Consider the following 22,270-nt stretch of genomic DNA (forward strand, 5'->3'; position numbering starts at 1 on the left):
AACCGCATTTTTCTCTATGCTGGCACCATAATCGCTGATTTGGCACTATAATGGCTACCTTAGTTCAGCCAGACACGATGATATGACGCAATCTAACACGCCGGCACAGTCTGACACAGCTTCATTACGGTTAGATAAATGGCTGTGGGCCTGTCGCTTTTATAAAACCCGCTCACTGGCAAAAGAGATGATCGAAGGCGGTAAAGTACATTATAATGGCCAGCGCTGCAAAGCCAGCAGAACGGTCGAGCCCGGTGCGACTATCCGGCTGGCACAGGGCAGCGATGAAAAAATTGTCATCGTGTTGGGCCTATCAGACAAACGGCTGTCCGCACCGCTGGCACAGGCGTTGTACGAAGAAACCGCCGACAGCATAGCGCAGCGACAAAAACGGGCTGAACTTAGAAAAACCAACAGCTTGTTTGCGCCACACCCCGACACCAAACCCGACAAAAAAGAGCGGCGTAAGCTGCTTTTGTTGAAATCGCAGCAGTAAGAGAACAGCATGACTTCAGACAGCTTATATCGTTTTTTATTCCAACAGCGCAATGTGCGTGGCGAGATGGTGCAATTGGCCGACAGTCTGGATCAGATGTTACTGCATCATGATTATCCGCTGCCAATTAAACAGCTACTGGCTGAGTTAGTTGCCGCCACCAGCTTGCTTACCGCCACATTAAAGCTCGACGGTGACATAGCCGTACAAATTCAGGGCGATGGCCCGGTGCGTTTTGCCGCGGTAAATGGTACCGATCAGCAGCAGTTTCGAGGTGTGGTGCGGATGCAGGCTGAAATACGCGGAGACAGTTTCCGCGAGCTGATTGGCGAAGGCTATTTGCTGGTAACCATTACGCCCAAGCTGGGCGAGCGCTATCAGGGCATTATTCCGCTGAGCGGCGACAGTCTGGCCAGCACACTTGAGGCCTACTTTGCGCAATCAGAGCAGCTCCCAACACGTTTATATTTGTATACCGATATTCAACAACATAAATGCCGCTCTGCTGGCTTTATGTTGCAAGTATTGCCGGTAGAGCAGGACAAAGCCAAAGCTGACTTTGCCGATTTAGTCATGTTAAGCGACACCCTAACGCAGGATGAAATGTTCAACCTGCCGGCCGAGCAACTGTTATACCGGCTATTTCATCAGGAGCAGGTCGAGTTGTTTCCAGCGCAACCGGTCAGTTTTGTCTGTGGTTGTTCACGGGAAAAATGCAGTGCTGCCATTGTCAGTTTGGGCCGGGATGTGATCAGTGAGCATATCGCTCAGGGCGAACTGAGTATTAGCTGTGAATACTGTAATAAAAGTTATGTGTTTAACGTTGATGACCTAAACGCCTTGCTACAGCAACTGTAAGCAGCAGCGAAACGGCGGCGGCAGTGGCGCCGCTGTCAGTCAGGCTGCTGGTATTTTTCTAGTTTGTTATACAGCGTTTTTACGCTGATCCCCAGCTGTAATGCGGTATCGGTTTTGTTGCCATTGTTCTCCGCCAGGGTAGACAAGATAGCCGCCTTCTCCAGTTGCTCCAGTGGCACACCTGCCGGCACCTCAGCCGGCGCCATCGCGCTGTCAGCCACGGGTTGTTCCAGCAATAAATGTTCCGGCAAAATCTGGCTGTCGGCCAGGATGTAAGCCCGCTCAATCGCATGTTTTAGCTCACGCACATTACCCGGCCATGGGTGTGAGGCGATGCGATCAAGTGCTTCAACTGATAAACGCTTTTGCTGTTGTTCCTGGCTGTTGCGGTAAGCCAGAAAGTGCTGGGCCAGACCAGTAATATCCTCACCGCGCTGCCGCAGCGGTGGCACCTGCACCGGAAACTGCGCCAGACGAAAATACAGATCTTCGCGCAAAATACCGTCGGAAATGGCCTGCTGCGGATCCCGGTTAGTGGCGGCCACCACGCGCACATTAGTCTGGCAGGTTTTATCACTGCCAACCGGCCGGTATTCGCCGCTTTCCAGTACCCGCAGCAGTTTTACTTGCTGTTCCAAAGGCATTTCGGTCACTTCATCCAAAAACAGGGTGCCGCCATCCGCCTGGGCAAATACCCCCTGATGGTCACGCAAGGCGCCGGTAAAGGCGCCTTTGACATGGCCAAATAACTCACTGTCGACCAGCTCCGGACTTAGCGCGCCACAGTTTATCGCAACAAAGGGGTGTTCGGCGCGATAACTGGCCAGATGCAGCGTATTGGCCACCAGCTCTTTGCCGGCGCCGCTCTCGCCCATAATCAGCACATTGGCCTGGGTAACAGCAACTTTGCGCAGTGTACGGTACAGATTTAACATCGCCCGCGACGACCCCACCAACAAGCCAAACTGGTCGAGCTGGCTGCTGTTACTGCTTACCCGCTGCCGGCCTTGAGGTAATTGCTGATAAAAGTCCTGCAAGGTATCAAGCAAACACCCCAGATCCAGCGGCTGGCGAAAATGATAGCCGGCACCACAGCGCATCAGCTGATCTAACGCCGGGTCGGGTTTACCATCACTGATAATAATAAAATCCAGCTCCGCTAAAATGCCGCTGTCTATCAGCTGGCTTAACGCTGAGCTTTGGAAGCGATCGGCTTGCAACAACACAGCGTCCACTTTTTGCTGCAATAGCTGCTCAGGCCAGAGCGCAGTGTCACTGCTGGCCACCACCATAAACTGCCGCACTACCGCAGACTGCATTAACTGGCGCGCCAGCTCCGTGTCCTGCATATGCATAAACAAACGCGGTTTATTCATTAGTCGGCTCTCTGTTATTGGCACTTAACGCTTTGTCAGCACTGTAAATTTAACAATGCCACCGGGTAAAACTTACCTGCCCTTGATTAGCACTGATGGCCGGAATTAAAAATAGTAAAGTAAATCATAAATTTATGCTTTGGTACATGAATTGAATATGAACTTTAACCATTAGCACCCTGCAGGAGTAAACGATAATGACACCCGGTGATGTAAGCCGTGCCGCCCACCCAGACGATATACGTATACTCAGAGCAGTAGCCAGCCTGTGCGCCAGTGCCGGTCGCTTTTTTCAACTGGCTGCCAGCCAGGTTAGCACAAGTAACTTACGTTACCAGTTTGCCACTTTAGCGCGTTTGCATGCCAATGCCAGCCGCCATCTGCCTGAACACTCTGACACCGCAGCCCTCTGCCAACTGAGCCCACAACTGTCTGCTGTGCAATATTGGTATCTGCAACAGCATAGTAAGTTACACCAACAAGAGTGTAGCCCATCACTGCTGGCAGAGCTGGCCACACTGCTACCACAACACCTGTCGGCGTTAAAACAGCTTACCCGCTGCAGCAGTCATCGGTTAAAAGCTAGCCTGGCGCATTTTACTGCTGCATTGCAACTTGCTTGCGATGCACTTCTGCCACTGTTGCAAGTTTTACCGGCGAGCCGGCAAAAAGTACAAACAAAAAATTAACATTGGCTGAATCAAGAATTTAAACATAACACTTTCAAGCGCTTAGAAATTGGCATCATATTGGCATTTGTCATAACGTCTCACTACAGAAGGAGCGACAACATGAAACGTACAACTTTAGCTATGATGATGACCCTGGCCCTTAGCAGTACAGCAGTATTGGCCAATGATTGGCAAGATGGCGCTAAAGATGCGTGGATAGATGGCAAAGCCGAAACAACATTGCTGTTAAACGGTAATTTAAACTCGTTTGATATTAATACCGATGTGAAAAACGGTGCCGTCACCCTAACCGGTAAGGTAGACTCAGAAGTTGATAAAGCACTGGCGGAAGAGCTGGTGGCCAGCCTGGACGGCGTTACCGGTGTCGATAATCAATTAACAGTAGTGGCGCAGGCGAACACAGAGCAGCAACAAAACGGCAGTGCGCTCAAAGACGCCAAAATTGCTACCGTGGTAAAAACCCGCTTATTGTTCGAGTCAGAAGTCAGTGGTACCAGCATCGATGTAGATGCCAAACAGGGTGTGGTCACCCTGAGCGGCGAAGTGGAGTCGGATGCTGAAAAAGACTTGGCTGTCGCCATCGCCAAAAACACCAATGACGTCAGCCGGGTGATTGATAAACTGCAAGTGGCGCAGTAAAGTCCGCGCTAAGCCAAGGCTGCAGCCGGTGTATGCCAGCTGCGGCCTTTTGCTGTGCCGCTGCAGATCCGGTATGCTGGCGCCAACAGCGTTAGCGGTACACTTTTAATGCGTATATTGCACACTTCAGACTGGCATTTGGGCCAGCATTTTATTGGCCGCAGCCGCGCCAGCGAACATCAGGCCTTTTTACGCTGGCTGGTTCAGCAGGCCCGGCAGCAGGCGCTGGATGCTATCATCGTGGCCGGCGACATTTTTGACACCGCCACACCGCCCAGCTACGCCCGGGAGCTCTACAACCAGTTTATCGTCGACTTGCAACGCAGTGGCTGTCAGCTGGTAGTGTTAGCAGGTAATCATGATGCCCCGGCCGTGCTAAATGAAAGCAAAAACCTGCTGCAGTGTTTAAATACCACTGTCATCGCCGATATCAGTGGCGATCTGAGTGAGCAATTGCTGGTGCTGCACAACAAAGCGAAACAGCCGGCGGCACTTTTGTGTGCTATCCCGTTTTTACGCGCCCGCGATCTGCTGCAAAGCCAGGCCGGCCAGAGCGGCAGCGACAAGCAGCGCGATCTGCAGCAAGCTATTGCACTGCATTATCAACAGTTATTTGACTTAGCACAGCAGTACAACCAACAACATCAGCTGCAGCTCCCTATTGTGATGACGGGCCATTTAACCACGCTGGGGGTCAGCCAATCAGAATCTGTGCGCGATGTATATATCGGCAGCCTGGAAGCTTTTTCTGCCGCCGCCTTTCCCAAGGCAGACTACATTGCACTGGGCCATATTCATCAAAGCCAGCAGCTTAACGCCGATACCGACATCCGTTACAGCGGCTCACCATTGCCACTCAGTTTTGATGAAGCCAAGCAGCAAAAGCAAGCCTGGCTGCTTGATTTCAGCTCTGCAGGTAAAAGCGTTACTAGCCTGCCTATCCCCTGCTTTCAGCCCTTGTGCAGCATCCGTTGTGATCTGGCGCAACTGCCCACGCACCTGCAGCAAGCCTGCGCCAGCCTGACTGAAGGCCAAACACTCTGGCTGGAGCTGGTGATCACCGAAACCGACGCTTATCTTGCTGATTTGCAGCAACGGGTTGAGCCGCTATTACACGACTGGCCGGTTGAGCTTTTGCGGCTGCGCCGTCAGCGCAGTAACACTGCCAACCTGCTTAGCACGGAGACACAACAGAGTTTGGCAGAACTTACGCCACAGCAAGTGTGGCAAGCCAGGCTTAGCGGCGAAAGCCTAACGGACGAGCAAAGCCAGCAGCTGACAGTACTTTACCTGCAGGTACAAGCCAGTGTGGAGCAGAGCACGTGAAAATATTGTCAGTACGGCTGCAAAACCTGAACTCGCTGCGTGGCGAGTGGCAGATTGATTTTCGCCAGCCACCCTTTACGCAAAGCAATCTGTTTGCCATTACCGGCCCGACGGGTGCTGGCAAAACCACGATTCTCGATGCAATTTGCCTGGCGTTGTACCACCAAACACCCCGGCTGAAAACCTCACCCACCAGCAATGAACTGATGACACGACATTGCAGTGAGTGTCTGGCTGAAGTGGAATTTGAAGTGGCAGGCCAGGGTTATCGTGCTTTTTGGAGCCAGCGCCGCGCGCGCGGCCAGAGCGACGGCAACCTGCAGCCAGCCAAAACCGAGTTGGCACGGCTGGACGGCAGCATTTTAACCGATAAAACCAGCGATAAACTCAAGCTGGTAAGTGAGATCACCGGGCTAGACTTTGGCCGCTTTACTAAATCAATGTTATTAGCACAGGGCGGCTTTGCAGCTTTTTTAAATGCCGATGCCAACGAGCGCGCCGAATTGCTGGAGGAGCTGACCGGTACCGACATTTATGGCCGCATTTCACAGCAGGTATTCAGTGATTGTCGCGACTATAAAAACCAGCTGGAGCTGTTACAGACCAGAGCCGGCGCAGTGGAGCTGCTAAGCAGCGAGCAGCAACAGCAGCTTAATGACGAGCTGGCTGCGTTAAAGCTACAACAGCAGCAATACCAGCAACGGTTAAGCCAGCAGCGTCAGGCGCTGCAGTGGCGCCAGCAACTGGATAGCGCTGGCGACGAGTTACATAAAGCCGCTGCAGCGTTAGAGACCGCGTTGGCACAGAGCCAGGCCCAGCAGGCACAGCTTAGCAGGCTTGAGCAGCATCAACCGGCCAGCAAACTTGCGCCGCTGTATCAAGCCATGCAACAAGCGGGGCAACAACTGAGCGACCAGCAACAGCTTGAGCAGCAGCTGCAACAGCAACAGCACACGCTTATGCAGCAACAACTGCACCTGCTGGCTCAGGGCATCGCCTGGCTAACCCAGCAGCAGCAACAATTACAGGCGCAAGCCCAAACTCTGCAGACATCACAGCAACAGCAGCAACGACAGCAACAGCAGCTGCAGCACGACAAAACCCAGCTGGAACAGGCATTACAGGCAGTTAGTACCAACTTAGCCACTGTTGACCCCGGCCAACTCAGGCTCAGCCAGCAGCAACTGCGCGAACAACAATTTATCCTGCAGCAGCAACAGCAGCAGCTCGCCCGGCAACAAAAGTTACAGCAGCAACTGACAGCGAGCCAGCAGCAACAGGCCGGATATCAGCAACAACTCACTCAGGTAACCACCGAACTTGTGGCGCTGCGCCTGCAATACAAACAACTGCAGGAACGGCTGAAAGATAAGAAGCAGCTGTTAGCACAGCAGCAATTAATTATGCAGTTATCCGAGCACCGGGCCCAGCTGCAGGAAGGCGCGCCCTGCCCGCTCTGTGGCGCTACAGAACACCCGGCAATCAGCGAGTATCAGCAGTTAGACAGTAACAGTACCGCGGCCCAGCTTAACGAACTGGAACAACAGCTGCAGCAGTTGCAGTTACAAGGCGAGCAGCTCAATAAAAATGAGGCCTCGTTACAGGCGCTACTGGCGCAAAATGGTCAGCAACAGCAACAATTGCAAACAGAGCTGGCTGAGTTAAAAACCCTGCTGCAGGACTGTGCCCATACATCACAAACGGAACTGACTGACGCGCTTAGCAAAACCGCGCAGCAGCTGCAGCAGACAGAGAGCAACCTGGCGCAGTGGGAGCAGCAACAAGCCCGGCAGCAGCAGTTAAAAGAGCAACTACTGACGCTGACCAACCAGCTTACGGACATCGATCACCAGCAACAACTGGCGCAGCAACAGGCCGAGCGCTTAACAGAGCAACACACAGTGCTGGTAAGCCAGTTGGCCAGCTGGCAACAACGTTATCAGCAACAGGCTAGCAGCGAAGCACCCGCCAGGCAGGATCGGGTTACTGCCGAGCCACTATCGCAACTCGAGCCCAAATTACAGCAAGTACAACAACAACTGCAGCAAAACCTTGGCCAGCAACAGGCGCTGCAGCATCAGCTGAAACAGCAGCAGCTTAGCGCAACAGAAACACAGCAACACTGGCAGCAGGCGCTGGCCGGCAGCGACTTTGCTGATGAAACGGCCTTTTTGGCTGCCCTGCTGTCAGACGACGAACATCAACAGCTGAGCCAACTGCAACAGCAGCTGCGGCAGCAGGAGGCCGCCGCCCGTCATTTGTTACAAGACTGGCAACAGCGCCAGCAGCAACTGGTCGCGCAACATATCACAGCACTCAGTGCCGAAGAGCTCCAAAAAACTTTAGTCGCGGATGAGCAGCAACTACAGCAGCTAACTGAACACAGCGGCCAGCTTCAGCAGCAACTGACCAGCGATGCGCGCCAGCGCGAGACACAGCAACAATTGCTACAAGCATTGACCAGCCAGCGACAGCAATATGAATATTGGCAGCGACTAAACAGCTTAATTGGCTCGGCAGACGGTGCCCGCTACCGCCGCTTTGCCCAAGGCCTGACACTGGCGCAGCTAATTGTGCTGGCCAACCGGCAGCTGGCGGTGCTGCATAGCCGTTATCAACTGGCGCGACACCCCGAGGCTGAGCTGGAGCTGGTAGTACTGGATACCTGGCAAGCCGACGCCGCACGGGATACCAAAACCTTGTCCGGGGGAGAAAGCTTTCTGGTTAGTCTGGCACTGGCACTGGCGCTGTCTGATTTGGTCAGCCATAACACCCGCATCGACTCGCTGTTTTTAGATGAAGGCTTCGGCACCCTGGATGCCGATACGCTTGACAGCGCCTTGGCGGCGCTGGATAACCTGAACGCCCGCGGCAAGATGATTGGTATTATCAGCCATGTTGAAGCGTTAAAGCAGCGCATCCCGGTACAAATTAAGGTGGCGAAGCAACAAGGCCTGGGCTATAGCAAAATCAGCATCAGCAGCTAAGCGTTGTCAGCCTGCTGATGCTTTTGGAGTAAAGTAGCAAAGTCGGCAGCAGATATAGGCTTACTGAAATAATAGCCCTGATAGTAATCACAGCCTTGCTGGCGTAAAAACGCCAGCTGCTCTGCGGTTTCTACACCTTCGGCCAACACTTTGAAGTTAAGGTTATGCGCCAGGGCAATAATAGCCCTGACAATTTGCTTATCTTCGTTGTTATCAGGTAAATGCTCAATAAAGCTACGGTCAATTTTTAAAATGTCCAGCGGCAGGCGTTTCAAATAAGACAATGACGAGTAGCCGGTACCAAAATCATCAATTGCTAAACGCATACCAAGCTGTTTTATCTGCTGCATCAGCTGATTAATATTAGCCTCGCCTAGCATCAGCGTGCTTTCGGTTACTTCCAGTTCCATCTGATCAGCGGGCATAGCTGTCGCGGTCATTATCTGCTGCATTTCAGCAAAGAAAGACGCTTTTCCAAACTGCTGTGCCGATACATTCACCGCCAGCCTAAACGGTGGCAAACCGGCCTGCTGCCAGGCAACATATTGCTTGCAGCTCGATTGCAGCACCGCTATGCCTAAGGTGTGAATAAGCCCACAACTCTCGGCTAGCGGAATAAAGACATCAGGCGATATAAAACCTAACTCATCATCAAACCAACGCAGTAACACTTCTGCTCCAATAATACGCCCTGAGTTGATATCAATTTGTGGCTGATAGTGACAGGTTAATTTATTAGCCTTGAGTGCCAAGCGCAAATGGCGCTCCAACTGCACGCGTTGCCGTGCTTGTACGGTTAGCTCATCAGAATAAAATGCCACATGATTACGTCCGCCTTGTTTTACCTTGTACATGGCCGCATCGGCGGCACGAATTAATTCATCACAATTTTGTGCATGCTCCGGATACAAGCTGATACCAATAGAGGCGGTAATAATTACCTCGCTCTGATCAAGCAACTTGCACGGTATCTCCAGCTGTTGCAACAAGTTGTCGGCTAGGGTGACCAATTGCTCAGAATATGACCACTGTTGCACTAGTACGCCAAACTCATCGCCACCCAAGCGCGCCAGGGTATGTATCGGGGCACAGCATTTATGTAGTCGCTGGCTAATTTGCATCAGGAGTTGGTCGCCGGCTGCATGGCCATAGCTGTCGTTGATGTTTTTAAAATTATCCAGATCCATCAGCAGAATGGCACAGTGGCCATTTAACTGAGAAGCCTGACTGATCGCTTGCTCTACTCTCTGGTAAAAATATTGCCGGTTCGGCAATTGCGTTACGACATCAAAATCAGCCAAAAATGCCAGTTCGGCCGCCTGCTTTTTGTGCTCTGTCAAATCGAGATCAATGCAATATATCTGCGGCTCCATATCAGGCAACTTGACCACTGCATGGCCAGAATATACCGGCACTAAAGAACCATCTTTGCGGCGTAATGCCAGCTCCTCAGAAGCGATAGCGTCCCCACTATCAGCCATTTGCTGCATAGCATGGGTAACAGCATTGCGCATGTAGCTGGGAATAATCAGATCCAGCAAGTTACTGCCAAGCGCCTCTTCCTTGCTATATCCATAAATCTGCTCGCAGGCTTTATTCCAATAGAACGTCGTACCATCCCGCCAATAGCCTTGAATGGCTAACTGCGGCGCATTATCCAGCAAAGTGCGAAAACGCAGTTCACTTTGCTCCAGTTGCAATAGTGTATGCCGCTGTTGGGTAATATCCTTTACTATCGAAATAAAGTACGGCTTGCTTTTGTTGCGTACCATTGCCACTGACAACTGTGCCCAAATGATGGCACCATCAGCGCGGATATAGCGCTTCTCAAGGCTGTATTGCTGGATCTTATTTGCCAGCAGCTCTGCCAGTGCACTTTCATCTTTTTGCAAATCGTCAGGGTGCGTGATCTTTTGAAAGGTAAGGCGTTTTAGCTGTGTCTCGCTGTATCCAAGCAAAGCACATAATAACGCATTGGCCCGAATAAACTGGCCATCCAGGCTAACGTGTGCGATGCCGACAGCAGCAAGCTCAAAAGTAGCGGAGAAGATATCTTCAGTTTCGGCCAGTGATCGTGAATAGCGTTGGCGCTGACTTAATAATAACCAGGCCAGTAAGGCGGTTAATGAGACATAAAAGTAGCCTTTATAACTTTGGTACTGGCTTAATGTTTGTGCATCACTGATAAACCATGCCAGCACAGCGTCGCTGAGGGTGATCCAAAGTACACCCAAAGCGAGATAGCAAAGAGCACCAAACCAGGCTTTATGCCGCCAGCGCTGTGCTGTATCTAATGTTTTTTTGCTCAAAATAGAAAAAAAGCCAGAACACAAAGATAAAGCAAGCATAGCGCAAAACCAGAACAACGTGCGCTAACTGATGGAAAATTAACCGCTTAATAAAAAACGCCCGTGATAAAGCGGGCGTTTTTTTAATGGGCTTGCTTAGAAAGAATAAACCAACGTCAGCGACGTTTGTGTATCAGTACTCTTTTTCAATGGTGGCACATCAGAGTCGTTTTGAACTAAAAACGCGGCTTTCATCTGCAAAGAGCCATTAATTTTTGCCAACAATGCACTTTCTGCAATGGTACGGGTGTTGTCATCGCCGTATTCCACGCTTAAGGTTTGGGCAAAACTGGCCGACTCACTAATAGCCCAGTTAAAGGCAGCCGCACCACGAACGATGAGGCCGTTTTCGGTCTCACCGGTAGAGCGCTCGCCGGTAAAATAACCCGGACCGATCTCGACATCCAGTGACTTATCTTCAGCGTTATAAATACGGGTACCATAACCGACTGCCAGGGTGGTGTATTTCAGATAGGCGCCGAATTTATCATCGGTGTATGAGCCAAACACAAACAACTTATCAAACTCTTCCGTCAGCTTGTAGGCTGCTTTGGCTGACACTAAATAACGCTCAGCCGACTTCTCAGTCACCTTGTTATTATTCTCATCAAGTTTTTCATCTTCTTTGAAAAACGCGCTCAGAATGTACTGGTTACTCCACTGCTCCAGCTCTTGTTTGGCATCAATTTTACCGGTAATAGAGGTACCTACAGTATTGCCTGAGGTGGTAATAGCACCCAGCTCAGCGGAAGTGGTCCACACTTTATCTGCACCGGCCGGCTCATTGGCCTGAACCTGCATACTGGCAGTAGCGACAGCGGCCAGAATTACACCATATTTCATGCTTACTCCTGCATTTCTTTTTTAATATGAACATCCATTTGTGGAAACGGTATCGCAATACCCTGCTCATCAAAGGTTAGCTTCACTTTTTCCAGCGTATCCCAGTACACGCCCCAATAATCGGCAGAGTTAACCCAGGGCCGTACGTTAAAGTTAACTGATGAATCAGCCAGGGCAGCCACAGTGACAACAGCTGCCGGTTCTTTTAATACCCTGCTATCTTGCGCCAAAATGTCCTGCAGGATCTGCTTTGCTTTGCGCAGGTCTGAGTCATAACTGATGCCAATCACCAAGTCGACTCGGCGTGTGGCCTCTGCTGAGAAGTTGGTAATGGCGCCACCGGTGATCTGTGCATTGGGTACGATCACTTTCTTGTTATCCGGTGTTTTCATAATGGTCTGGAAAATTTCGATTTTGTCGACAGTACCACTAATGCCACCGGCGTCGATAAAATCGCCCGACTTAAATGGCCGAAACAGAATAATAAGAATGCCCGAGGCGAAGTTTGCCAAAGAACCCTGTAAGGCCAAGCCTACCGCTAAACCGGCAGCACCCAGAATGGCAATAAACGAGGTGGTTTGTACGCCCATTTGTGACAGCGCCATCAGCACAGTGGCGATCATGGTAATCGCGTACACTATACCGGCCACAAAAGACACCACCGCCTTATCGACAGAGCGGCTTAGCAGCGCCTTTTCCAGAAAGCGTTTTACCGCGCCGGCCACCATGCGGCCAAGATAAAAGATAACGATAGCGGCGATAAACTGTAACAAATAGCCGAGTAACACATCATGGTTTTGCTGAAACAACTGTTCAATTTGTTCCATTAAATTCCCCTTAGGTAGTTGCTGAGCAGAAAAACGGCGTCTAGCATAACACAGACACCACCGCGCTGGTATGAAAACGGCTACAACACATTAACCTGGCTAGCGTAGTAGAAAAAGGCTTGGTTGGCGGCAGATTTTTCGGTAAAATGCACGTCCACTATGGTGACTGTAGCTCAGTTGGTAGAGCCCCGGATTGTGATTCCGGTTGTCGTGGGTTCGAGCCCCATCAGTCACCCCAATTTTTTCCTCAGCTGCTAAGCTTTAACCATCTCTAACAACACCTGCCAGTGCACGATGGACCTATCCCGACTGCAACAACAGTTACAACAACCTAATCTGGCCCCGGTAGAACGCTGGAATCCGCCGTTTTGTGGTGACTTGCCCATTGTTATTGATAGCGATGCAAACTGGCATTATCAGGGCAGTATAATTAGCCGCCCAGCACTGGTAAAACTGTTTGCTTCTGTATTACTAAAACAAGGTGAAGACTACTTTTTGCAAACACCGACGGAAAAGGTGCGTATTAAGGTGGCCGATGCCGCGTTTTTGGTAACTGACTACCATTGGCAAGCAACAACTCGGGGCCCGGCGCTGCAGCTAACGACCAATATTGAGCAGACTGTGCTGGTTAGCCCACAGTATCCGCTTTTGCTTAAAGCGTCGCCGCAACAACAGCTGCTGCCTTATTTACAACTCTGGCGCGGCCTTAGCGCAAAGCTTAGCCGCACGGTGTATTACCAGCTAGCGGAGCAGGCAAAGCCGGTGTTTTGTAACGGCAAGCAGCATTATCAGCTAAAAAGTGCCGGTTATCCGTTTACCTTTGCCATAATCTAAACTGGTCGGTGAAAACCGGTTGTTGGTCTCAAGCCAGTTGCCTCTGCCTAAGTAGCGGCTAACACTGCATCATTACCCTTCACCACAAAAGGCACTACAACTATGAATAAAACGTCGCTTGCTGTGTTAATAGGCGGTCTGCTGGTTTCGCTATCTAGCCAGGCTGCTACGCTGATTTACGCAGGTAACCTGATTACTGCAGAAGACAACAAGATGTTGTCGCAGCAAACCATTGTTATTGAGCAGGACAAGATTGTTGCCCTGCAAGCTGGTTTTACCCCGGCGGGCGAAAACGACACCGTGATTGATTTACGCCAGCACACCGTAATGCCCGGGCTGATGGATATGCACACCCACTTTTACACCCAGTTCAGCCCAACGGTATACAGTGAGGGCTTTACTATGAATGAGGCGGACTATGCCCTGCGTGGTGCAGCCTTTGCCGAGAAAACGCTGCAGGCCGGCTTTACCACAGTGCGTGAGCTGGGCGATAACCACCAGATCAGCACAGCACTGAAAAAAGCCATTGCCAAAGGCTATGTTAACGGGCCGCGTATCTACGCTGCCGGTAAATCTATTGCCACCACTGGCGGCCATGCCGACCCTACCAATGGCGTTGCGGCAGCGCTGATGGCCGATCCCGGCCCGAAAGAGGGCGTGATTAACGGTGCCGATGAGGCGCGTAAAGCGGTACGGCAACGTTATAAAGAAGGCTCAGATCTGATTAAAATCACCGCCACAGGCGGCGTGCTCAGTGTAGCGAAAAGTGGTAGCAACCCACAGTTTACTGACGACGAGCTGGCAGCGATTGTCAGTACTGCTAAAGACTACGGCATGAAGGTGGCCGTGCATGCCCATGGCAAAGAAGGCATGGAGCGGGCGATAAAAGCCGGCGTGAACTCGATTGAGCATGGCACCTACATGGACAAAGCCACCATGGCGATGATGCGTAAGCAAGGCACTTACTTTGTGCCGACCATTAGTGCCGGTAAATGGGCAGAAGAAAAATCTCGTATTGCCGGTTTCTTTCCCGAACTGGTCAGGCCCAAAGCCGCCACTATTGGCGGCAAAATTCAGCAAACCTTTGCCGAAGCTTATAAAGCCGGGGTAAAAATTGCCTTTGGTACCGATGCCGGTGTATTTGAACACGGCAATAACTGGCGGGAGTTTGTCTATATGACGGAAGCCGGTATGCCGGCTATGGCAGCAATACAAAGTGCCACTATTGAAGGCGCCCGTTTACTGGGGGTAGAAGACGAGCTGGGCAGTATCAAAGCCGGTAAGCTGGCCGACATTATTGCCGTAGAGGGCAACCCTCTGCAGGACATCAATGCCATGGGCCAAGTACGCTTTGTGATGAAAGGCGGCCAGATCTACAAGCAATAGCCACTGAAGTTGTTTCGACTACGCCTTGCTACTGCGGTTGAAAACGCTGTAGCAAGGCTGCCACGTCGGTCAAAATAGGTTGCTTAAAGTCTTGCTCGGCTTGCAAACGCACCTTGTCCTGCTGCCGGGTCAGGCTTTTGGCCTGATCTTTACGCGCCTGATGCGTCGGCATATCTTTGACGACTTGATACATCTGGAATAAGCCGGGATAGGTGGTTTCCGGGTCTGGTGTCCGCTCTGGCACAAGATGATCTAATAACACCCATAACCTCAGCGCACCTTCTGACAGCTCGCATTGCTCTTCACGCATCGCTTTGCAAATCAAGATAATGCTGTCACGCAGGTATAGCGCTTTTTCTGCTTGTTGCTGTTGCAGCTGAGCAGCTTGTTTAAGCTGCTGCCGGCGCTGTTGCTGCAAGCGCATCAACAAGGTTCCGGCATAAAATGCCAAACCGGCAATAATCAGGGCACCAGCTGCAATAGCCAGCCAAACAGCAGTCGTCACGGTTAATCCTCGTCGCCTAACAGGTCTTTACGCCAATCTTTACTTTCAAACGCCGCCAGTGGATCAGCCTCATCGTCATCATCGTTCAAGCCTAACTCGGCCATCAACTGCTCCATACGGGCAATTTTCGCGTTAAAGTACTTAGCATCTTTGCCAGTAAGAATTTCATCACGCTCAACCCGCTCCAACAGTGTCTGCAGCTGCGTGTCGTTTTCAATCAGCGCCAGCTCCTGCTCCGGGCTGAGTGTTTGCGGCTTGGCCTTGGCCAGGCTGGCCTTAGGTTCAACCACCGGCATCACGCTTTGTACTGCTTCGGCTTGCGGCAGCAAGGCGATCGGCTTTTTACTGCCCAGCCGCTTATCTTTTGGCGCAGATTCACGCTTTGCCTCTGGGGTTTGGGCCAGCATACTATTGCGGCTGCCTGATTTTAAGCCGGCGCCCTTTTTCTTGGTCTCTTCTTTTGGTTGCCGGGTTTTACGAATATCTTCAGCCGACAAATGCCGCTGGCCATTAGTGCCGGCCGAGCGTGTTTTTTTCTTGCGAGTCATGGTTGCTACCTGTAAAAAAGGGCGCACATTTTAACCAGTTTTACCGCTAAACACTAATGCTTTATGCGCTGTAACAATACCACATCATTCGCAGCTACCTCCAAGCGATAGCCATCTCGCCCAGCCAAATAATGAAAGGTGTTCAGGTGGAAAAAGCTGACATGGGTCGGGTCCAGCTTGTAGTGCCAGTTGGCAAAAGCTTCTGCGGTGGTGTAGCGCTTGGTCATAATGGCCAGCGTGCCACCGGGGCTTAACAGCTGTTGCCATAGCGCCCACTCTTGTGCCGGGTTAACAAAATGCTCTATCGCTTCACTGCAGCTGATAAAGTCATACTGCCGCTCCAATGCTGTGCTGTCGGGCGCAAAAAACGGATCCCAGACCGCCATATGCTGGCCAGCCTCAGTCAGCATTTTTGCCAACAGCGGGCCGGGACCACAGCCAAAATCCAGCCCCTGCAGACCGCTACGGCCTAAAGCTGCAAGCAAAGGCGTAGCCAGGCGCTGCAAAAACCTGCGGTAGCCGTTGTCATTAACATCATTATTGTGTAACTGATACTGGGCGTGTTCAGCAGCTGCTGACAGCAAGCTGGCGCGGTCAGCAAACACCAGCTCACACTGTGGGCAGCGCCAGTAGCAGCGCTGCTTATCCTGGTGAAAAAAAACACATGAGGTGGCAAAGCACAGCGGACAGGTTGGTTTGGGCATACTATTTAACTACAACGGCTAAAAAGAAAAAGGCGATAAGATCATCTTATCGCCCTGGATATACTTGTGTCAGGTGGACACTTCTCTCATTCGCTGTCATCTTCCTGATGTTGCTGCAACACCCTGTTTTCTGATTCCTTGTTTTATATCGCCTTCCTGGCTGAATTTTTATTCTTTACGATCTTCCTGATACTTTGGTAACCATCCCTGAGCGTGAATTCACGCGGCACATCATCCTGATGTGTATTAACAAAAGGCACCGCGCACTGTCGTACTGGTACTGACACTTCCCTGCCGCTAGTCCTTGTTATTAGGTGTTACTAAACGTAACAGAAGACAATTTACTCCAATCTGACCAGATGGCAAGCATCTGCATAAAAAAAAAGCGCGAACAACCAGGGTAAATTTAATTTATCCTTTAAAAACAGATAAATATGCAAAAAATGCACTTATAAAAAAGTTCAATAAAAATCGCCATATAGCAGTTTTCTTACAGCAAATGTGAGAGATCTCTTACAAAACTGAACCGGCAGCAATAAAAAAACCGGCGATAAACGCCGGCTTTTTCACGATGAACAGCCCGATTCAGCCTAGTGCAGGCCACCCAGATACTGTGACAGTACTTCAATGTCTTCGTCAGTCAGCTTTTTCGCAATGTCTTGCATCATGCCGTTTAAGTCGTTAGCACGCTGGCCACTGCGGAACTCCTGCAGCGTAGTTTTCAGATAATTCGCATGCTGATAAGAAATTTTCGGGAAGCCACCTAAACTGGTGCCGTTACCACGCGGGCCATGACAAGCGATACAAGCCGCAATACCGCGATCGGCATCACCGCCACGATACAGCTGCTCACCTTTGCTGATAACATTCTCTGGTGTGGTGCCGGCTTTCATTTTCTGTGAGGCAAAGTAGGCAGCCAGGTCTTTCATATCCTGGTCGGATAACGCGGCTACCATACCAAACATAATGCTGTTGTTACGGCCTTGCTTACCGGCAGTTTCCATCCCGGTTTTATAGTCACGCAGTTGCTTGTACAAATACGGCGCATGCTGGCCTGCCAGCTTAGGATACATGTCAACTGCGCTGTTACCGTCAGCACTGTGGCACGCTGCACATACCGCTGACTTTGCTTTACCTGCCTCAGCATCACCGTCAAACGCCTGGGCTGTTCCGATAAGACCGAATAACAGCGTCAGTGGAAATAGCATTTTTTTCATTTTTTATCCGTCTCTGTCCGCATTAAACCGCCAGCATACTGGCAACCAAGTGAAATAACCTTAATTTTTATGCCTATTTTACACGAAACTGCTCAAAGTAAAATCCCATCAATGCGGCAAAAGCTTCTGCCGATCGACCAGATCCGCTACAATAGCGCCAAATTAGTTGCCGGAGAAGGCAGTGTACAAGTCGAAAATCAATTATCAACGTGCTAGTTTTTTAACCAGTGCCCCCGATATCAACGCCTTACCTGCAGATAGTGGTATAGAAGTCGCCTTTGCCGGCCGTTCGAACGCCGGAAAGTCCAGCGCACTTAATACGCTGACCCGACAAAATAGTTTAGCCCGCACCAGTAAAACACCGGGGCGCACTCAGCTGATCAATACCTTTAGCCTTGATAGCCAGCGCCGGCTGATTGATTTACCCGGCTATGGCTTTGCCAAAGTGCCACTGGCCATTAAAGAGAAATGGCAAAAGTCACTGGCCGAATACCTGATGAAACGCGACAGCTTAAAAGGGCTGGTGGTGCTGATGGATATCCGCCATCCACTGAAAGATCTGGATCAGGATTTAGTGCACTGGGCGGTACAAAGTGAGCTACCGGTGCTTATTCTGTTAACCAAGGCCGACAAACTTGGCCCAGGTGCCCGTAAAAAAACCTTGTTAGAAGTGCGCGAAGCCAGCATGGCTTTTATGGGCGATGTTACCGTTCATACCTTCAGCTCATTAAACAAACAAGGTTTAACGGAATTAGAGCAGGTGTTAGACCTATGGTTTGGCGCTGCTGACGATACCGCAATTACCGAATAACAGACATAAAAAAACCGACACCCTTGGGTGTCGGCCATAGCAAACGGGGAGAAGCTATAATTTCAAATCAACAGGGTGTCTTATCGCTAAGACAGCCGCATTATAGCGCAAATTTTCTCAGTTTGAAGTATTTACTCTAAAAAATCTCACAAATTTTCAGTTTTGCTCCGTCGTATTCAACCGGCGCACGTCGTTTTATTCACCCGCTGCAGCGACACTGACAGCGTTTAGCAAAAAGAAATAAAAAAAACGCCCCACTGCAAGCAGTGGGGCGGCTAAATAAGCCTACTTTCGTCTGTGCTGGCTATCGCCTGACACTGAAAGATAGAACATCTTACCTCTGTACCCTACCCGACAAATTTTAATCAGCTGGCAAAAAAACGCAAGCTATTTATGTAATAAAACTACATAAATAGCTTAAAATTGCGACGTGACACTGATTTAAGTAATAAAATTACCAAAAAAAATCCCGCCATTTACGGCGGGATACGAAATGAAACAGGAGAGAGGGATAATGTAACTGCTGAGTCAGACTCACCGTTTACACATAAGTTCAACTTTAATGCGCCTGATCCCAGTTATCACCAAAACCGGCCTCTGCCAGCAGCGGCACATCCAGTATTGCCGCCTGTGCCATCAGTTTTACCAGTTCAGGTATCACCTGCTCAACGGCCGCTTCATCTACCTCGAATACCAATTCATCGTGCACCTGCATGATCATCGCAACGGTGTCGGCGCTATGCCGCTGGATCCAATTGTCCACCACTATCATGGCTTTTTTAATAATATCAGCCGCGGTGCCCTGCATCGGTGCATTAATGGCCGCACGTTCAGCCCCTTTGCGCCGCGCCATATTTTGCGCATTGATCTCTGGTAAATAGAGCCGCCGGCCAAACAGCGTTTCGACATAACCCAGCTCATGTGCTTGCTTGCGGGTGCGCTCCATGTAATCGAGCACACCGGGGAAGCGCTCAAAGTAACGATCGACATACTGCTGCGCATCATTACGGCTTACACCCAACTGCTTGGCCAAACCAAATGCCGACATACCGTAAATCAGGCCAAAGTTAACGGCTTTGGCACTGCGGCGCTGCTCTGAGCTAACCTGTTCCAGACTGACACCAAATACTTCAGCGGCCGTAGCGCGGTGAATATCCAGCCCGTTGGCAAAAGCCTGTAACAAAGCCTTATCCTGCGAAAGGTGCGCCATTATACGCAGCTCAATTTGCGAGTAGTCGACGGCGACGATCTTCTTGCCCGGCGGCGCGATGAAGGCCTGGCGAATACGCCGCCCCTCTTCAGTACGAATAGGAATATTCTGCAGGTTAGGATCGGTAGAACTTAACCGACCGGTCGCCGCCACCGCCTGATGGTAAGAGGTATGCACCCGCCCGGTTGCAGCTTGCCGCATTTTGGGCAGCTTATCGGTGTAGGTCGATTTTAACTTCGATAAGCCGCGGTGTTCAGTGATTAGCTTAGGAAACTCATACTCCAATGCCAACTCAGCTAACACCTCTTCTGCGGTAGACGGCGCACCGGTTGGCGTCTTTTTCAGCACCGGTAACTGCATCTGGTCAAATAAAATTTCCTGCAGCTGTTTCGGTGAGGCTAAATTAAATGGCTTACCCGCCTGCTGATAGGCCAGTTGCTCTAACTCGCTGATCCTGCTCGCTAACTGCTCACTTTGCTGCGCCAGCAGCTTGCAGTCTATCAGCACACCGTGGCGCTCTATGCGCGATAAAATATCCACCAACGGCATTTCAATTTCGGTCAGCACTTTGCTAAGCCCGGCTTGCTGCTGCAGTTGGGGCCACAATGTCTGGTGTAACCTTAGGGTAATATCCGCATCTTCGGCGGCATAATGGGCGGCTTTCTCCAACTCAATCTGGTTAAAAGTCAGCTGCTTAGAACCCTTACCTGCGATCTCTTCAAAACTGACGGTTTTGTGGCCCAGATATTTTAATGCCAGGCTGTCCATGTCGTGCCTTGCCGCAACAGAGTTCAACACATAAGACTCTAGCATAGTGTCAAATTGCACACCGCGCAGCACAATGCCATAACGTGCCAGCACGCTTTGATCGTATTTAAGATTCTGCCCCACTTTGGCTTTGCTGCTATCTTCCAGCCAGGGTTTCAGCTCGGCAAGTACCCAATCACACGTCAGCTGCGCCGGCGCACCAACATAATCGTGCGCCACAGGCACATACCAGGCTCGGCCCGGGCTTACGGCAAAGGATAACCCCACCAGATCGGCTTGCATGTAGTCCAGACTCGTGGTTTCAGTATCCAGCGCTGTTAGCTGAGCGTGTTGTATTTCAGCTAACATTTGCGTAAAAGCGGCCTTATCCAAAACCGTCTGATAGGACGTTGCTGGTAAGGTATTCGCCTGCTCTGGCGGGCTTTCGGCCAGTAAATCGCCTTGCTCGGGTGTGCTGCTTTTTGCGGCGGTTTGCCCGCTTGACAGCACTTCACTTAACCAACGGCGGAATTCACACTCGCGGTATAAGTCGGCCAGAGCAGCATTATCAGGGGTTTTGATGTTTAAGTCGTCAAGCTGATACGGCAGTTCAACATCGGTTTTGATGGTAGCCAGCTGATAAGACAACTGCAGCTGTTGCCGAAATTCAGTAAGTTTTGCCGCCATGGTCTTGGCACCGCGAAAACTCAGTTCAGCGACGTGATCCAGTTGCTGATAGATCTGCTCGATAGAGCCCAGCCCCTGCAGTAAGGCTGCAGCCGTCTTTTCGCCAACGCCTGGCAAGCCCGGAATATTGTCGACTTTGTCACCCATCAGCGCCAGATAATCGATAATGAGTTCCGGGCCTATACCGAACTTATCCCGCACACCCTGCACATCGAGCAAGGTATTGGTCATAGTATTAATTAACGTAACATGCTCATCTACCAGCTGAGCCATGTCCTTGTCGCCGGTAGAGATCAGTGTGTGGCGCCCCTGAGCGCTGGCCTGACGCGCCAAAGTGCCAATCACATCGTCCGCTTCTACACCGGATACGCATAATAGTGGCAACCCCATCGCTTCAATAATGCGATGCAGCGGCGCTATCTGGCTGCGCAAGTCGTCTGGCATGGGTGGGCGATGAGCCTTGTACTCACTGTACATGTCATTACGAAAAGTGGGCCCTTTGGCATCGAATACCACCGCCATTTGTGTTGGCTGGTATTGTTTCAGCAGGCTTTTCAGCATGTTGACCACGCCATAAATGGCACCGGTAGCTTCGCCGCGCGAGTTTGTCAGATGTGGTGGCGCATGATAAGCGCGAAATAAATAAGAAGAGCCGTCCACCAGGATCAGCGGTGTATCACAGACTGTAGCCATCTAAGGTATATCCTGCAGCGATAAAGCTATAGCATGCCACAGCGCCGCCAGAGCCGCTAGTCAACGCTGCGTAACGTTCAGCCTAACAAGCTGTGGATAACTTTGTGTAAAACGCAGCCGAACAACCCGACTTCTCGACGAAAAGTCAGGTGAAAACATTTCATAACAATATGTTTTTAAAGATAAAATATGGGGTGTACCGCAAAACCCATTTTATTATTGTTATACTTCCATTTATGTGGAAAACACTTAGCAGTGCTTTCTTATTTCCGGATCTGAACTATGGTGTTCAGCTCTACCGGCCAAACAGACTACCATATTGGCATCAGATGCAAAGCAAAACCGTTAAATAATTTTGCTTTAAAAAAGCCAGCAAACCTCATCTAAAAGCATATAACAGCTATGGCGCTGCCTTGCGGTGAATTTACCCAATTCAACCACATGCTAGCAGCGATCGGGATGGTCTTTATTCACGTAATAGACCAGCTGGCAGCGCCAAGTCAGGCATGATGCACGGGGCTTCCCCTGAACGCAGC

The 22,270-nt window shown here is 50.7% G+C and carries 18 protein-coding genes and 1 tRNA gene; 10 read left to right on the forward strand and 9 right to left on the reverse strand.

Features of this window, described 5'->3' with window-relative positions; genetic code table 11:
* The first annotated feature begins 82 nt into the window (after window positions 1–82).
* Window positions 83–496 carry a ribosome-associated heat shock protein Hsp15 gene (gene hslR, locus ABGI61_RS13505; protein ID WP_347601933.1) on the forward strand — a complete coding sequence of 138 codons (414 nt, stop codon included), beginning with the start codon at window positions 83–85 and terminating at the stop codon, window positions 494–496.
* A gap of 9 nt (window positions 497–505) precedes the next feature.
* Window positions 506–1,354 (forward strand): Hsp33 family molecular chaperone HslO, encoded by an 849-nt coding sequence (gene hslO / locus ABGI61_RS13510; RefSeq protein WP_347601935.1) that lies wholly within the window; start codon window positions 506–508, stop codon window positions 1,352–1,354.
* Window positions 1,355–1,389: 35 nt separating this feature from the next.
* Here the strand turns inward: hslO and ABGI61_RS13515 are convergent, their stop codons facing one another.
* The gene (locus tag ABGI61_RS13515; protein ID WP_347601937.1) at window positions 1,390–2,730 is read right to left on the reverse strand and encodes a sigma-54 interaction domain-containing protein; all 1,341 of its coding nucleotides are present in this window, start codon (window positions 2,728–2,730) and stop codon (window positions 1,390–1,392) included.
* 197 nt (window positions 2,731–2,927) lie between these two features.
* Between ABGI61_RS13515 and ABGI61_RS13520 the strand changes: the two genes are divergently transcribed.
* From ABGI61_RS13520 to sbcC, 4 genes are all read left to right on the forward strand, one after another.
* A complete protein-coding gene (locus ABGI61_RS13520) occupies window positions 2,928–3,419 on the forward strand; it encodes a hypothetical protein (RefSeq protein WP_347601939.1) in 492 nt (163 codons plus the stop codon).
* 102 nt (window positions 3,420–3,521) lie between these two features.
* Window positions 3,522–4,061, forward strand: coding sequence for a BON domain-containing protein (locus ABGI61_RS13525; protein WP_347601941.1), 540 nt, complete (start codon window positions 3,522–3,524; stop codon window positions 4,059–4,061).
* A gap of 108 nt (window positions 4,062–4,169) precedes the next feature.
* Window positions 4,170–5,387, forward strand: a complete 1,218-nt coding sequence (gene sbcD / locus ABGI61_RS13530; protein WP_347601943.1) for an exonuclease subunit SbcD — start codon at window positions 4,170–4,172, stop codon at window positions 5,385–5,387.
* On the forward strand, window positions 5,384–8,374 hold the full coding sequence (sbcC, locus tag ABGI61_RS13535; protein WP_347601945.1) for an exonuclease subunit SbcC: 2,991 nt from the start codon (window positions 5,384–5,386) through the stop codon (window positions 8,372–8,374). The genes sbcD and sbcC overlap by 4 nt, the downstream gene beginning before the upstream one ends.
* On the opposite strand, the gene ABGI61_RS13540 is transcribed toward sbcC, so the two are convergent.
* From ABGI61_RS13540 to ABGI61_RS13550, 3 genes are all read right to left on the reverse strand, one after another.
* Window positions 8,371–10,683, reverse strand: a complete 2,313-nt coding sequence (locus ABGI61_RS13540; protein WP_347601947.1) for a putative bifunctional diguanylate cyclase/phosphodiesterase — start codon at window positions 10,681–10,683, stop codon at window positions 8,371–8,373. The two genes, sbcC and ABGI61_RS13540, sit on opposite strands and share 4 nt — an antisense overlap.
* Window positions 10,684–10,818: 135 nt before the next feature.
* Window positions 10,819–11,565: a DUF481 domain-containing protein gene (locus tag ABGI61_RS13545; RefSeq protein ID WP_347601949.1), complete on the reverse strand. Its 747-nt coding sequence runs from the start codon at window positions 11,563–11,565 to the stop codon at window positions 10,819–10,821.
* A gap of 2 nt (window positions 11,566–11,567) precedes the next feature.
* Window positions 11,568–12,392: a mechanosensitive ion channel domain-containing protein gene (locus ABGI61_RS13550; protein ID WP_347601951.1), complete on the reverse strand. Its 825-nt coding sequence runs from the start codon at window positions 12,390–12,392 to the stop codon at window positions 11,568–11,570.
* Between the two features lie 162 nt (window positions 12,393–12,554).
* On the opposite strand from ABGI61_RS13550, the gene ABGI61_RS13555 reads away from it, so the two are divergent.
* The 3 genes from ABGI61_RS13555 to ABGI61_RS13565 all read left to right on the forward strand — a co-directional run bounded on the left by ABGI61_RS13555 (window position 12,555) and on the right by ABGI61_RS13565 (window position 14,612).
* Window positions 12,555–12,630, forward strand: a tRNA-His gene (locus tag ABGI61_RS13555).
* A gap of 56 nt (window positions 12,631–12,686) precedes the next feature.
* A complete protein-coding gene (locus tag ABGI61_RS13560) occupies window positions 12,687–13,226 on the forward strand; it encodes a DUF1285 domain-containing protein (RefSeq protein ID WP_347601953.1) in 540 nt (179 codons plus the stop codon).
* A 102-nt stretch (window positions 13,227–13,328) separates the two neighbouring features.
* The gene (locus tag ABGI61_RS13565) at window positions 13,329–14,612 is read left to right on the forward strand and encodes a metal-dependent hydrolase family protein (protein WP_347601955.1); all 1,284 of its coding nucleotides are present in this window, start codon (window positions 13,329–13,331) and stop codon (window positions 14,610–14,612) included.
* A 28-nt stretch (window positions 14,613–14,640) separates the two neighbouring features.
* Here the strand turns inward: ABGI61_RS13565 and ABGI61_RS13570 are convergent, their stop codons facing one another.
* The 4 genes from ABGI61_RS13570 to ABGI61_RS13585 form a co-directional block, all read right to left on the reverse strand.
* Entirely contained in the window at window positions 14,641–15,117 is a 477-nt protein-coding gene (locus ABGI61_RS13570; RefSeq protein ID WP_347601957.1) for a DUF2489 domain-containing protein, read from the reverse strand.
* A 2-nt stretch (window positions 15,118–15,119) separates the two neighbouring features.
* Window positions 15,120–15,665 (reverse strand): Der GTPase-activating protein YihI, encoded by a 546-nt coding sequence (gene yihI / locus ABGI61_RS13575; protein WP_347601959.1) that lies wholly within the window; start codon window positions 15,663–15,665, stop codon window positions 15,120–15,122.
* 53 nt (window positions 15,666–15,718) lie between these two features.
* On the reverse strand, window positions 15,719–16,369 hold the full coding sequence (locus ABGI61_RS13580; RefSeq protein ID WP_347601961.1) for a class I SAM-dependent methyltransferase: 651 nt from the start codon (window positions 16,367–16,369) through the stop codon (window positions 15,719–15,721).
* Window positions 16,370–16,959: 590 nt separating this feature from the next.
* Window positions 16,960–17,586, reverse strand: coding sequence for a c-type cytochrome (locus ABGI61_RS13585; RefSeq protein WP_347601963.1), 627 nt, complete (start codon window positions 17,584–17,586; stop codon window positions 16,960–16,962).
* 181 nt (window positions 17,587–17,767) lie between these two features.
* Here ABGI61_RS13585 and yihA point away from each other — a divergent pair, with 181 nt between their 5' ends.
* Window positions 17,768–18,397 (forward strand): ribosome biogenesis GTP-binding protein YihA/YsxC, encoded by a 630-nt coding sequence (gene yihA / locus ABGI61_RS13590; RefSeq protein WP_347601965.1) that lies wholly within the window; start codon window positions 17,768–17,770, stop codon window positions 18,395–18,397.
* 559 nt (window positions 18,398–18,956) lie between these two features.
* Here yihA and polA read toward each other — a convergent pair.
* Window positions 18,957–21,734, reverse strand: coding sequence for a DNA polymerase I (gene polA, locus ABGI61_RS13595; protein WP_347601967.1), 2,778 nt, complete (start codon window positions 21,732–21,734; stop codon window positions 18,957–18,959).
* Window positions 21,735–22,270 lie beyond the last annotated feature (536 nt).

It is taken from the genome of Rheinheimera fenheensis (genome assembly GCF_039871805.1).
Lineage (GTDB): Bacteria > Pseudomonadota > Gammaproteobacteria > Enterobacterales > Alteromonadaceae > Alishewanella > Alishewanella fenheensis.